Origin of the sequence: Schaalia sp. JY-X169 (genome assembly GCF_014069575.1) — a bacterium.
GTDB lineage: Bacteria > Actinomycetota > Actinomycetes > Actinomycetales > Actinomycetaceae > Scrofimicrobium.
Genome location: NZ_CP059675.1, coordinates 904,508 through 917,182, shown reverse-complemented (window position 1 = coordinate 917,182; position 12,675 = coordinate 904,508). Strand labels below are relative to the sequence as shown.

Here is a 12,675-nt window from a genome sequence, read left to right as displayed (position 1 = left end):
TCCCGCAACCTTGCGCAAGAAGTCATAAGAGGGATGCGTCAGAAAGCCATGCGTGGCGGCATGCCGAGTCACGCACCGATCAGCTACGGCAATGTTCCATGACAGCCCGCTGACGGTCGGGAGGTCCGAACCGTCGTGATCGACGCAGAAAGAGCTCCGCATGTCGTGGGTGCATTCAAGGCATACGCAACCGGCGAGTGGAACGTCGCTCAACTCGTAGCTGGGCTCAAGAAGTGGGGTCTGCAAACACGACCTGCCCCGGCACGACCGGCTGCTGTTCCCACGGTCACGAGCTTTCACTGGGTGCTGACCGATACATACTAAGAGGGCGTGGTCGCCATGAACGGCGTCAGGTGTCTTTGATCGCACGAGGTTACCGTCTCGGTGGCAAATGGGGATACGGCGCAATGACTCCTCGGGGTAACGACAGACGCAGCGGCAGGTGGGGCAGTCTCACCTCCGACGACTCGACCGCCACGCGTGTGACAATGCGCAGAGTCTGGCCGAACTCGACGAGCAGACTGAGGCTCTGATCTCGCGTCAGGAGAAGCTGCTCGGCCTCTGTTACTCAGGCGGCATCCCGTGTGAGATGCTCACCGAAGATCACAAGAAGCTGTCGCAGGAGTTGGCTCGGATCGCAGGAGAACGCGAACGTCTCAGCCAGGGTCTGGCCTACATCGTGCAGCGTAGCACTGACGTTTTTGATCTTCTCGATGGCGCCCACTCCCGCTGCCTCACTGCTACGTCGGATCCTGCTCGGAAGCAGACGAACAACGCACCGTTCAGTCGTATCTTCATCGGATCACCCATGAGGATCTTCGCGTCGAGATGCGTGCCGGAGTTTCGGCGATTTTGTCCGGCTGAATGGACCAGAGGTGTTCGCGCACCGGTCTTGGGTGGAACTAGCGGGACTCAAACCCCGATGTACTAAATAAAGCAGTGTTCGTATGGCGGGAGTCGGGAGTACATAGAGATGCTTAGCCCTGCGATGGTAAAACCGTCCGTCGACGAAGACCCCAAAACAGCGAAGAACGCTGATCCGGTCACTCCCAAAACGCACCCCAGTAGCGCGAGCGCTCATCAGATGCATACGTAAGAATTCACTCGAAAGGACCTAACGATGACCGCCTCAGCCTCGCCCACGCCGCATCATGTCGTTGCGATTCCACGGCATCCACCGCTTCACAACGTGTATTCATGCATGACCTTCTTTGTCCGAGAACACCCGGACTTGCACGCCGCCATTGTGTCCGCGGAGCGTATCTACGCGAGCATGAGTCAAGATCCCACTCGGAAAGCCGAGCACCTGACGAGTCGCGCAAAGATTGAAAACTCCACGTTCCCTGTCTGCAGAGTCGAAGTCTCTCACGGGGATGCCAAGGGTTTGGAAAGATGTGGTCCAACGTGCAACGATTCACATAATGTAAGCTGGAGAGCGAGTTGCCGGTGTTCGAAGGACTGGCTATTCTTGCCGGAAGGCGGTAGGCCGTGACTGGAAGGGGAGGGTGCCCAAGGGGTGCCTAGTCCCGCGCTCCGAGACTGGCGTCCATTTAGTTGGCCCGCTTCAGGAAGCGCACCCTAACTCTAACCTGAGCCTGCTGGACTTGGCAGCACTTAGCGATGATAAGTCGCGCTCAAATCGGATTTGACAATGCTCTACGGGTTCGGCTCCCTCGCGCCGCTGATCGTTCTCACCTCATCTGCAGTTTTACTGCATGGGTTGATACGAGCGTGCGTCATCGCAGTAGCACTATTCACTCAGGATTCTATTCGTCGACAAACAGCGCTTCGGGTACTGAAGTACATCACGTGCCGCCGGCTTAGTCGTCTGAAGTAGGCTACCCGAAGCAGCCACTCTCAGACGTGCTCTCAGCGGGTCGATGACCGCACGCCGGGCGGGGACAGGACCGTCATCCGCCATGTCCGCCGCTAGCGTGCAGCCTGCCATCGCCGCTGCATCTCTTCGATCGCCTGTAGTCCGGCGCCGTGTCAACCCGTGTCCATGCTGATGGTGAGAGGCGCTGCGACGACGGCTACGGACATCGTCTCAGCCGCGTACGCGATCGCGGCGTGAATCGCATTCGCCTCCTCAGGCGCCAGCGCGCTCCGCGTCAACACTGGCCGACGCAGACGCGAGACGTGATCCATCGGGTTGCGCGACAATACCTCATGCGTCACTGCCAACCCCGACGTGGGTCTTGGAAACGAACCGCTCTGGCCGTTCAAAGGCAGCAAACGGGGTCAAAGTGATGAGTTTGAGATGACCGGATCAGATCTTACCAACAAAAAAGCGAATGTCTCGAGGTACCGCGAGTTCGTGGTCGGGCTGACCGGAAACCTGCGACCCCATGACCTCCGGACATGCACATCGAGCCAGACACCTCTTGGGCCGCAACTTCGGCAGCAATGAGACGATTTACGAACGTGGAGAAGTTCTTACCACCCAGACCCACGACCTGAGCAGCCTCCACCGAGAATGGCCCAGACTCCCCCCACCAGCCACCACTCCCTTTCCATCACACGGTCATATTGCCTATGTCCAAGATAACTACCCGCGGCGATCACCGCGCCCCTTACCCGACCTAAGCTGAACACGTGACCAAACTGGCCTCACCCAAGAACGTGGAGTAGTGGTAACACCGTGCAACCCTCAGCCGCAGAACGCATCTACATGTCATCCCCCGACGTTGGGGAACTGGAACGAGAGTACGTAGAGAAGGCCCTCCGCGGCGGATGGGTCGCTCCCCTGGGTCCGGAGGTGGACGCATTCGAGGACGAGGTCGCTGCCCGCACAGGCCGTGCTTATGCCGTGGCGCTGAGTTCCGGAACTGCTGCCCTGCATCTTGGTCTGCTCGCGATGAGTGTGGGACCGGGCGACACTGTGGTTACCTCATCAATGACGTTCGCAGCGACAGCCAACGCCATCACCTACACCGGTGCGCAGCCGTACTTTGTGGACTGTGACGAGACCGGCAACATGGACCCCGCCCTCCTCGCCGAAGCGTTAGAGACACTAGCGTCCTCCCACGCGCACGTCGCCGCGATTATCCCCGTGGATTTGCTTGGAAAGATGGCAGACTACCCGGCCATCATCGAACTAGCCAATCAGTACGGCATCCCGGTGTTCTCGGATGCGGCCGAGTCCTTTGGCGCCAGCCTTGACGGCCACCCAGCCGGCAGTTTCGGTGAGGCCGCAATCCTGTCCTTCAACGGCAACAAGGTGATGACCACATCCGGTGGTGGCATGTTCCTGACCGACAACAAGGAACTTGCGGACAAGGTCCGCTACCTGGCAACGCAGGCACGCCAGCCCGTCCCCCACTACGAGCACGTCGACATCGGTTTCAACTACCGTATGAGCAACATCTTGGCTGCCCTGGGACGCGCCCAACTTTCCCGCTTGGATGAGATGATCGGCAGGCGTCGTGAGATGCGCTCCACCTACAAGGCATTGTTCGAGGGCGTCCCCGGCGTCACCGTCTTCCAGGCCCAGGTGGATGACGAGGACGAGCAGGAAGACAACTGCTGGCTCACCGCGATCCTTGTAGATGAGGACACAGCAGGCTTCTCCCCCGCTGAGCTCACCGCAGCTTTAGCCGAGCACAACATTGAAACCAGACCACTGTGGAAGCCCATGCACCTGCAGCCGGTGTTCGAGGGCGCACCAGCCATAACCAACGGCATCAGCGAGCAACTCTTCGCAACAGGGCTGACTTTGCCGAGCGGATCTGCGCTCTCCAAGGAACAGCGAGCACTGGTGGTTGATACGCTCACCGACTTTGTGAAGAGTGCACGTGGCTGAGCCATCACGCTTCTACGCTCCGACCAAGAGGCTCCTGGATGTCGCAGCCGCAAGCGTTGGCCTGATTGTTGCGGCCCCCATTATGGCGGTCACGGCTGTGGCAGTGCGACAGAACCTCGGTTCCCCTGTCCTGTTCAAGCAGGAGCGGCCCGGGAAAGACGAGAAGATCTTCACCCTCTACAAGTTCCGCAGTATGCGTGATGTGGACCTGGAGAAGGGTCTGATTACAGACGCGGACCGCCTAACAAAGTTTGGCAAGCTGCTCCGTTCATCAAGCCTCGATGAGCTCCCCTCCCTGTGGAACGTTCTGAAGGGCGACATGAGCTTGGTTGGCCCCCGACCCCTGTTGGTCGAGTACCTTGCGCTTTACACCGATGAGCAACGTCGTCGACACCTAGTACGGCCCGGTATCACGGGCCTTGCCCAGGCTAGCGGGCGCAATGGCTTGGAATGGGAAGAGACATTCGCCCTCGATGTCGAATATGTTGACAACCGCTCCCTGGGCGCAGATGCGAGAATCTTGCTGCAAACACTGCTGACAGTCTTACGCCGGGAAGGTATCTCTTACCCCGGTCAAGCCACGATCCATCGGTTCGAAGGTGCGAAATGACCGATGTTGTCGTTGTTGGAGCTGGCGGTTTCGGCCGGGAAACCCTCGATGTGATCGAAGCACACAACCGCGTGTGCATAAGGCCCGAGGATCATTTGAACGTTATGGGCATCATCGATGACAACCCATCAACGATCAACATTGATCGACTGCGGAGCCGTCATTACGAGGTGCTTGGCGGGTTGGACTTCCTTATCGCAAACAGGCCAGCAGAAGCCTACGTGCTTGGTATCGGTTCCCCGCGGGTGAAGAAGCAAATAGCTGAGCGGTTAGACCGTGAGGGGCTCCACGCACAAGGAGTGATCCACCCTCAGGCGGTAGTCGGATCAGACAACATAGTGGAACCCGGCGTGATCGTGTGTTCAGGAGCCCAGATCTCTACCAACGTGCAACTCGACAGGCACGTGCACGTAAATCCGAATGCAACAATCGGGCACGATACCCACCTTGCGGAGTTCACATCTATCAACCCGGGTGCCATTGTCTCTGGCGAAGTGTACGTCGGACCAACCACACTGGTCGGGGCTGGCGCGGTTATCCTGCAGGGTCTGTTTGTGGGCACCGGCTGCACGATCGGTGCAAACGCATGCGTGACCAAGGACGTCCCGTCGGGCAAGACCGCAGTAGGAATACCTGCCCGCTGGGCGACATAACAGTGGTCCTCAGCTGCGAATACCGCGGCGTAGCTTCCGCTACCGGGAGAGACTAGGGAGCTCCACAGAGCCCTGTGGCATCCGAAGCCAAAATGTCGGAACGTCGACTTACCATCGAGATATGCTTCCTGGACATTCCTCATACTGTGCGAGCGGAACCACAGTCACGTTTCACTGGCGCCGCTATGACCACACTTCGCGCGCAATTGATGAAGCGTTGGACTCTCTCGAAGAGGCCGTCTTTGGAAAAGAAGGTCGTCTACGCAATCCCTACATGGTCGGCACTGCCAGAGGCGTCTTCCGCGCAATCCTTGAGCGCGCCGAAATCGGAGCCCTGGAAGACCCAGATGAGGTCAGGAGGATTGTTCGCCCAACGCCAGGGCGAATGTTCGAGTTCCGTTGGAACGACATTGTTGTACTGGAAATGCACGCGGGGGTGCAACGACGGCTTACGGTTCCCGTGCGCCTGCTGGAGATTGAGGCTAGCATCAGGCCGAATGAAGCACTTGGGCTAAGAGCATTTGAGAAAGACACCGCAGGCTCTCCCGATGAAATACGCGCCGCCCAGAACCACGAGATAGATCTGGCCTCCAGAGCATTCACCGCGCTCATTACAGACCAGCCACATTCTCAGAAATAGGAAGTGGCTAGTGCAAATGAAGTATAAGGTTTAGTTTATGAACGATCAGGACAACATCGAAGACGCAGAATCCATCGAACGACGAGCTGCGCATATTCGCCACGATCAACTTCAGATGCTGTCTTCACTTGTCCAGGTGCGCAAGAGGCAAGACCTAAGCCAACTGCAAGTGGCGGAGCGCATGGGTGTCACCCAGCCAATGGTGGCCACTCTTGAGCGGTACGACTCGAATCCGACGCTGTCGACCTTGCTCCGCTATGCAGTGGCAGTCGGCGCGAGGATAAACACCTCTGTTGAGTGCGACGTTTGCGGCTTATGGAGTGATGAAGTGATCCACCAACGGCTCAAGGTGCAGCCCATCGTAAGGAGACCCTCGTGGAAGGCGACGCCCCAACTGAAGAGAGTCGGCGCGTGAGCGCCAGAACGAGTCTGTTTGCCTCACTGGAGTCGGAAGCAGAACTTATCAGTATAAGAACCATGACGGTGAAAGCCTCCAGATACATCGACGACCAAGAATTACAAGAGAACGATCCTCATGGGGACGGGGCATTCGATATAACAGTGTCTTGGCGCGTTGGAAAAGGTGAGGATCCTGGGCACTTTGCCATTGAAGTCACAGGTGAACTTGTTGGGCTCCCGCAGGGAGAGCTTGAACTAACCGTGCAAGCCCGTTTCCATGCTCCTGGTTGGTCAGCAAAGGAACTCTCTACTGAGCTGATCGAACAGTACGGCGCAGAATGCGGAATCAGGATCCTGTACCCGTTCGTACGCCAAGAAATCATGGACCTCTCACGGCGGGTCCTGAACGGCGAGGTCCTGCTGCCGCTCTTGCTGCCACGCGTGGACTGGGTTAGCGCCGAGGAGGCGGACTAAAGTAGTTCATCGGACATTGCGCCATTCGAAACCTGGGCGCATGATGGGGGAACTCTAGAATCACCGTGGAAATGTGCACAGGTTTCCCGCTGCTCTAACACACCCAGAATCACGCAGGTCCGCGTACGCATGTAACTCAGTGTTATGTGTCCCGGACGCGTTCTCCTGGGACCTGCACTTGTGGTCAGTGTTGATGGATGGTGATTGATGGACTGCGCGCAATGGAACCGCGACGTGCTTGGCGAAGAGACCTGTGCTGCGGTTGTTGGTGTCACTGCTAGATTCGTGGCTTAAGCAGCAGGGTTCACTAAGCCGTCTTGCTCGCCTGGCGGGTGACTCATCTGTAGCCGAGGAGAAGAGAAATGACTGAGATTCCTATAAGGGTGCTCGATCTAGAGATCGACAACGAAGCCATTGAAGACGTTCTTACAGAAACGCTGGGAGCGTTTCTTGTTACCGGTTCTGAACCTGTTTGTAGGCTGTCGATTTTTGTTGAGCACGGAGAAGTTGTTGAACAGGCGGTAGGCCTCGTGCGCGAGCTGCAAGAGAGGCTCCCCGCGGCCACATTCTTAGATGTGGACCGCGACCTCGTCGGAAGCTCGCAGATCGCACAGAGAATTGGCGTCTCGCGGGAAGCGGTTAGAAAATGGACTCACTTGCAATCGTTTCCAATAGGCCAAGCCAACCTTGACGGTCAGGGCAAGCAGCTGTGGGTCTGGACCCAGATTGTTGACTGGGTGGAACAGTACAGGGGCTTGGACCTCGAAGAGGCTCTCCCCACTTTGGATGAGATCACGGCCATTGAGTTTGGGATCCTCACAGCAAGAAAGCAGAGCAAGAGGGAACGCCATTCGTCAACCGAAAACTAGACCTGCACGCCCTTACCTGCGTCCACGTGCTCAGCGTCAAATGCGTCCTTAGCCTCTTCAACGGCGGCCATCGACTCCAGCTCGATGCGATGTGCTTCTTGTGAGCGCTGGTTTGCGTCGTAGGCGACCATGTCGTTCCAGGCGTCCTTGTCGAGGTCTGTGGGGCACAGGCCAAGGACTGGGGCGTGGCTGATCTTGGGGTGCAGGGGTGCGACCTCGACCTCAAAGTCGCTGTGCAGTTCTTCGTGGAGTTTTTCGCCCTCACGCAAGCCCGTGAAACGCACCTCTAGGTTCTTGCCGGACATGGCAATCATCTTGTTGGCGACGTCAAGAATGCTGACGGGTTCACCCATGTCAAGGATCAGTACCTCACCAATGCGACCGATGGCGCCGGCTTGAAGGACCAGTTGGCAGGCTTCGGGGATGGTCATGAAGTAGCGGGTGGCGTCCGGGTGCGTGACGGTAACCGGCTTACCGGCTTCAATGAGGCTGCGGAAGGTGGGAAGCATGGAACCGCGGCTACCAATGACGTTGCCGAAGCGAACCGACAGGTAGCGGCGGTTGGACTGGCCGCCATGCCATGACACAAGGCGTTCAGCGACACGCTTCGACAAGCCCAACACCGAGGTTGGGTTGGCAGCCTTGTCAGTGGAGATGTTGATCAGAGTCTCAACGCCCGCGGCTTCGCAAGCGCGGATCACGTTGAGCGTGCCAAGGACGTTTGTTTGCCAGGCTTCGCTGGGGTACTGCTCCAGCATTGGCAGGTGCTTCAGGGCTGCGGCGTGGAAGACGACGTCGGGCTTGCGGTCTTGGAAGATAGAGGTCAGGGTTTCGCTGTCGCGAATGTCGGCCAGAACGACCTCGTCCGTATCAAGTAGACCGTTGCCACGAATGTTGATCTCAGTTGCTTGCAGGCCCGTCTCATCACGGTCAAGAAGGATCAGTTCGGCGGGGCCGTGCTTATTGATCTCAACACACAACTGCTGGCCAATGGAGCCGCCAGCGCCGGTAACCAGCACTGTCTTCCCGTTGAGGTAGCCGGCAATCTGAGAAACGTCAGTATCAACCTGGTCGCGGCCCAGAAGGTCTTCAATCTTTAGGTCGCGCAGGTCATGGGAACTAATTCCCTCACCCAGCATGTGAGCCATCGAGGGCGTGACCTGGACTTTGATGCCCAGTGGTGTCGCGGCCTCTTCAACCTTCTTGAGGACGTCTGTGCCCGGGTCGCCCATCGCAACAATGAGGGTTGTCGCACCCGTTGCCTCTGCCACGTCAGGCAGATCGTACAGTGTCCCGGCCACCGGAACGCCTTGCAGTACGAGGTGCTTCTTGCGGATGTCATCATCAAGGAAGGCAACCGGACGAATCGACCCATTTGAATCGGTCATCATCTGCCGTGCTAGGTGATCCCCCACTTGACCGGCCCCGTAAAGAAGAACAGGGTCCCCTGTGGGATCCGGCTTGGAATGGCGCTGGCGGTTATACCTGTCTAGGTAGCGGATCCCGCCCATGAAGAGGACTGCCAGGGCTGTCGCGATGACAGGAACAGTGCGGGGAATACCGATGAAGTCCGGGAACATCAAATCCAACACCCAGATGGTGATACCGACCAGCGCTGTCACTGAGATCAGGGTTCGCAGATTTTCAAACGAGCCGCGCAGGTGACGCCCTCGGTACAGCATGAGGAACCAGCCGTAGAAAAGCTGCAAGGCGATGGCAAGTGCTATTACCCAGCCAATGTGTCCCCAACTGACGTCGCTTGTCAGGCTCTCAAACCTCAGCAGCATCGCCAGAGGTAAGGAAACCCCCCATGCAAGTGCATCAAATGGGAAGGAACGAATAAGGTAGCGGAACCTCGATTCGTCAATGCTTGGTTTATCAGGTACTGCGGTGCGCTCTGAGTCCAGCAACGTTTCCCAACCCCGTTCATTAGACCTCTGGTGGTGAAGTTGGGAACGGCAAGACTTACCACGTTCCCCCACCAGATGACATGCGCCGATTGAGAATCACCCACATTCCCACCGGCGTTTGTCTGATCAGATAGTACAACGTTATAGATGTGGAGCGGCTAGGCCCCAAGGGATGGTTCTTGTACTAATATCGGTGGAGCCGCCGAACGGAAGGTACTGGCCTGAGTATGAACCGCGAACAGGGTGTTAACTGGACCTCAATTGTGGGGGTTGTGGCGATCGGGATCGTGACGGTGATCCTGGCTGTCTTGGCACTCAATAGTGTCCGTGGGCAGGTCCTCAATGCGGGCGAAACCCCAGGTTACAGCCCTTCTGCCCAGGATGATCAACAATCGGAAGGTGCGCCCTCGGACCCCGCAGAAGAGGGCGAGGACGAGGTTACTCCCGCTCCCGAGCCGGTGCTGACTGTTCCCGCGCTCAGTCGGGTTTTGGGTGTGCAAGATAACGATGTGGCGTACCGCGCAACCAGCGGCGCATGCCCTGAAGCTGGGTTCACGGTAGAGACCAGTGGCGATGGTGGAGTGACGTGGACAGTCAACGGTGATGGGGCTGCTACAGGGTTGAGTTCCCCGAATCGGATCCTCACGGGTGCTGACGGTTACGTCAACGTCGTGGCACAGAACGCCTCAAACTGCGCTGAGGTTGTGGTGGCACAATCCTATGGCTATGGCGACTACTGGGAAGCAGTGGCAGGTGGAGCAGACCTGACATGGCACCTGGATCCCAGTAATGCGGCTGCGGCTTTTGTACCCCAGGTTGGCGCAGTGGCGCTGCCTTGCGAGGCGGCGCGGATTGCAAGTTTGAGTGCAACTGCGGCATCGGTACTGTGCTCTGATACGCGGATTGCTACCACTTCCGATTCTGGAGCCAACTGGACGTTGTCCGAAGCATTCCCGGGCGCTGAAGCCCTTTCTGCAACGGGTGACACCTACCTGGTGGCGCAGACCGGCGCGGCAGACTGCGCTGGAACACTTGTGAGTCGGGTCAATCCCGAGCACGCCGTTGAGTCCAGCGCTTGCGTTGGAAGTGCTGCTTCAGTTGGGGCGACGGCTCTGGCTGGCACCGGTAGCGGTGTGGTGTGGCTGTGGGCGGGGGATGTGGTGCTGCGCTCTACTGATGGCGGGGTTAACTGGGGCTAGCGGCCGAGGAGGCGGCGCACAGCCTCCAGTGAGAGAATCTCACCCAGCCACTGCGGTGTCACTTCGCCATCGCGGCTGGTGATGACTAGGCCGTGGGCCATGCGCCACGCTTGGGCTAGATCTTCGGCCTGCAGTTGGCCGACCTCTTCTATGCCTGCTTTGCGGGCGCGGTCCAATGCGATACCCAGTTGGGACCGCAAGCGGGTTGCGCCGTTGTAGTCGGCGACCTCGGCCCGCGCTGTGCGGAGGGCTTCAATGAAACCCACGTCGTCAACGGCTTTGACAAGCAGCCAGTCCCACAGTTGGAAGATGGCGTGCTCGCCCCCATTCTCAACAATGTCTTCCATTGCTACGAAGTTGTCTTCAAACACTTCCAGTGCAAGTTCAAGGCGGCTGCGGAAGTGGCGGTACATGACACCCTGGCTCACCCCTGCTTCGCGGGCGATTAAGGAGAGGGGAATGTCGTAGCCCTGCTCGGCAAGGAGGCGGCGGGCGGCACCGAGGATGGCGGCGCGGTTCTCTGCGGCTGCGGCAGGACCGCGGTTGGCTTGTGTCGGCGTGGAGCGCTTTGGGGCGGCGCGTTTTGGGGCGACGCGCTTTGGGGCGGCGCGGGTGGTGGTATCCGCCGACTTACTTGTGGGGTTGACGGCATCGGTTCGGCTTGTCATGCTTAAAGCATAGCGACCGGACAATACTGTCCGGTAGTTTGTGGGTTTATCGCTTCAACTTCAAGGGGGAAGAAAAGTAATGGCGCAAAGCTTCGATGAGGAATTCGGTGACAAGTTTGATGAGGTCTTTGATGTGGTCGTCGTCGGCAGTGGTGGTGCCGGGTTTGCGACGGCACTAGGTGCGGCTGATTCCGGGCTGTCAACGGTGATCGTTGAGGGGTCGGAAAAGTGGGGTGGCTCGACCTCCATGTCCGGTGGGGGATGTGGTTGCCCAACAACCCGCTGATGCAGAGGGACAGGGTTGGGGACTCTCGCGAAGAGGCCATTGAGTACATGATGTCCGCGATTGGGACGCCCTCGAAATCTGCATCACCGCAGCGGCAGGCGGCGTTCGTGGATGGGGTGACCGGCAAGCGACTGACAGGGATCGGGTCAGCATGGGCGACGGCGTTCCTGGAGGCCGTCGTGCTGAAACTCGGCGTGCCGTTGTGGCTGGACTCCCCCATCGAAGAACTCATCATGGACGACGGGCGCGTGATTGGCGCCGTCATCAACCGTGAGGGGAAGAAGGTACGGGTTGGGGCTCGTCGCGGTGTCATGCTGGCTGCCGGCGGGTTTGAGTCCAACGTGGAGTGGCGTAAGAAGTACCACGGGATTGAGGGCTCGCCCTCGGGCAACGAGTACAACACCGGCGCAACCATCACCTTGGCGCAGAAGGCTGGGGCGGCAGTGGAACTGATGGACGACGCGTGGTGGGGTGGCTCGATTGAGGCCTTCCCGGGTGGCAGCCCGTCATTCATTGTTGGGGAACGGTCAATGCCGTACTGGCTGATCATGGATTCACGCTACGTCGTGCGCTACTTCCGCACCTTCGCGATGGACCCGCGCGCGAACAAGGCGCGCAAGGAAGCGGGGCTCGAAGTCAAGGCGAAGACGCTGGATGAGTTGGCGGGGAAGATGAACGTCAACCCGGCAGTGCTGCGCGGTACAGTGGAGCGATTCAACGGGTTCGCGCGGGCCGGGGTCGACGGTGACTTCGGGCGTGGCAACTCGGCGTATGACCGCTACTACGGGGATCCCACCGTGCACCCCAACCCCAACCTGGGGGCTGTGGAGCGGGCGCCGTACCACGCCTACAGGGTCGTCCTCGGCGACCTCGGCACCAAGGGTGGGGTGCTGACGGACGAGGACGGGCGGGCGCTGCGCTCGGACGGCGGCGTCATCGAGGGGCTGTATGCGGCTGGGAACAACTCTGCATCCGTCATGGGGAACACGTACCCCGGGCCGGGATCAACCATTGCACCGGCTGCGGTGTTTGGGATGCGGGCTGCGCGGGAGATGGCGCGGAAGTAGTTGTCAGGCGCGGGGCCCCGCGGGAGTTGTGTGCGGGGCCCCTGCGGCGACAGCGGAGTCCGGCAACGGGCTATGGCGTGCAAGTACGCACTTCAGTG

Annotated in this window: 14 protein-coding genes; 11 read left to right on the top strand and 3 right to left on the bottom strand. The window is 59.0% G+C overall.

Annotation, left to right across the window (positions count from 1 at the left end; all coding sequences use genetic code 11):
• The first annotated feature begins 442 nt into the window (after positions 1-442).
• Complete coding sequence (locus H2O65_RS04010) at positions 443-931, top strand: hypothetical protein (RefSeq protein WP_182142364.1); 489 nt, start codon at positions 443-445, stop codon at positions 929-931.
• A gap of 1,058 nt (positions 932-1,989) precedes the next feature.
• Here H2O65_RS04010 and H2O65_RS04005 read toward each other — a convergent pair.
• Positions 1,990-2,178, bottom strand: coding sequence for a hypothetical protein (locus H2O65_RS04005; protein ID WP_182142363.1), 189 nt, complete (start codon positions 2,176-2,178; stop codon positions 1,990-1,992).
• A 463-nt stretch (positions 2,179-2,641) separates the two neighbouring features.
• Between H2O65_RS04005 and H2O65_RS04000 the strand changes: the two genes are divergently transcribed.
• The 7 genes from H2O65_RS04000 (at position 2,642) to H2O65_RS03970 (ending at position 7,447) form a co-directional block, all read left to right on the top strand.
• Entirely contained in the window at positions 2,642-3,802 is a 1,161-nt protein-coding gene (locus tag H2O65_RS04000) for a DegT/DnrJ/EryC1/StrS aminotransferase family protein (RefSeq protein WP_220458792.1), read from the top strand.
• On the top strand, positions 3,795-4,412 hold the full coding sequence (locus H2O65_RS03995; protein WP_182142362.1) for a sugar transferase: 618 nt from the start codon (positions 3,795-3,797) through the stop codon (positions 4,410-4,412). Before H2O65_RS04000 ends, H2O65_RS03995 begins: the two co-directional genes overlap by 8 nt.
• On the top strand, positions 4,409-5,065 hold the full coding sequence (locus tag H2O65_RS03990; RefSeq protein ID WP_182142361.1) for a NeuD/PglB/VioB family sugar acetyltransferase: 657 nt from the start codon (positions 4,409-4,411) through the stop codon (positions 5,063-5,065). Before H2O65_RS03995 ends, H2O65_RS03990 begins: the two co-directional genes overlap by 4 nt.
• Before the next feature lie 121 nt (positions 5,066-5,186).
• Entirely contained in the window at positions 5,187-5,705 is a 519-nt protein-coding gene (locus tag H2O65_RS03985; protein WP_182142360.1) for a hypothetical protein, read from the top strand.
• A 37-nt stretch (positions 5,706-5,742) separates the two neighbouring features.
• On the top strand, positions 5,743-6,120 hold the full coding sequence (locus H2O65_RS03980; RefSeq protein ID WP_182142359.1) for a helix-turn-helix domain-containing protein: 378 nt from the start codon (positions 5,743-5,745) through the stop codon (positions 6,118-6,120).
• Positions 6,117-6,578, top strand: coding sequence for a hypothetical protein (locus tag H2O65_RS03975; protein ID WP_182142358.1), 462 nt, complete (start codon positions 6,117-6,119; stop codon positions 6,576-6,578). Before H2O65_RS03980 ends, H2O65_RS03975 begins: the two co-directional genes overlap by 4 nt.
• Before the next feature lie 362 nt (positions 6,579-6,940).
• Positions 6,941-7,447, top strand: coding sequence for a hypothetical protein (locus H2O65_RS03970; RefSeq protein WP_182142357.1), 507 nt, complete (start codon positions 6,941-6,943; stop codon positions 7,445-7,447).
• Here the strand turns inward: H2O65_RS03970 and H2O65_RS03965 are convergent.
• Positions 7,444-9,357 carry a nucleoside-diphosphate sugar epimerase/dehydratase gene (locus H2O65_RS03965; protein WP_220458791.1) on the bottom strand — a complete coding sequence of 638 codons (1,914 nt, stop codon included), beginning with the start codon at positions 9,355-9,357 and terminating at the stop codon, positions 7,444-7,446. The genes H2O65_RS03970 and H2O65_RS03965 overlap by 4 nt on opposite strands.
• Before the next feature lie 227 nt (positions 9,358-9,584).
• On the opposite strand from H2O65_RS03965, the gene H2O65_RS03960 reads away from it, so the two are divergent.
• A complete protein-coding gene (locus H2O65_RS03960; RefSeq protein WP_182142356.1) occupies positions 9,585-10,556 on the top strand; it encodes a hypothetical protein in 972 nt (323 codons plus the stop codon).
• On the opposite strand, the gene H2O65_RS03955 is transcribed toward H2O65_RS03960, so the two are convergent.
• Positions 10,553-11,224, bottom strand: a complete 672-nt coding sequence (locus H2O65_RS03955) for a TetR/AcrR family transcriptional regulator (protein WP_182142355.1) — start codon at positions 11,222-11,224, stop codon at positions 10,553-10,555. The two genes, H2O65_RS03960 and H2O65_RS03955, sit on opposite strands and share 4 nt — an antisense overlap.
• Before the next feature lie 79 nt (positions 11,225-11,303).
• Here H2O65_RS03955 and H2O65_RS10365 point away from each other — a divergent pair, with 79 nt between their 5' ends.
• Both H2O65_RS10365 and H2O65_RS03950 read left to right on the top strand, forming a co-directional pair.
• On the top strand, positions 11,304-11,510 hold the full coding sequence (locus H2O65_RS10365) for an FAD-binding protein (RefSeq protein WP_220458790.1): 207 nt from the start codon (positions 11,304-11,306) through the stop codon (positions 11,508-11,510).
• Positions 11,492-12,577, top strand: a complete 1,086-nt coding sequence (locus tag H2O65_RS03950) for an FAD-binding protein (RefSeq protein ID WP_220458789.1) — start codon at positions 11,492-11,494, stop codon at positions 12,575-12,577. Before H2O65_RS10365 ends, H2O65_RS03950 begins: the two co-directional genes overlap by 19 nt.
• Positions 12,578-12,675: the final 98 nt, after the last annotated feature.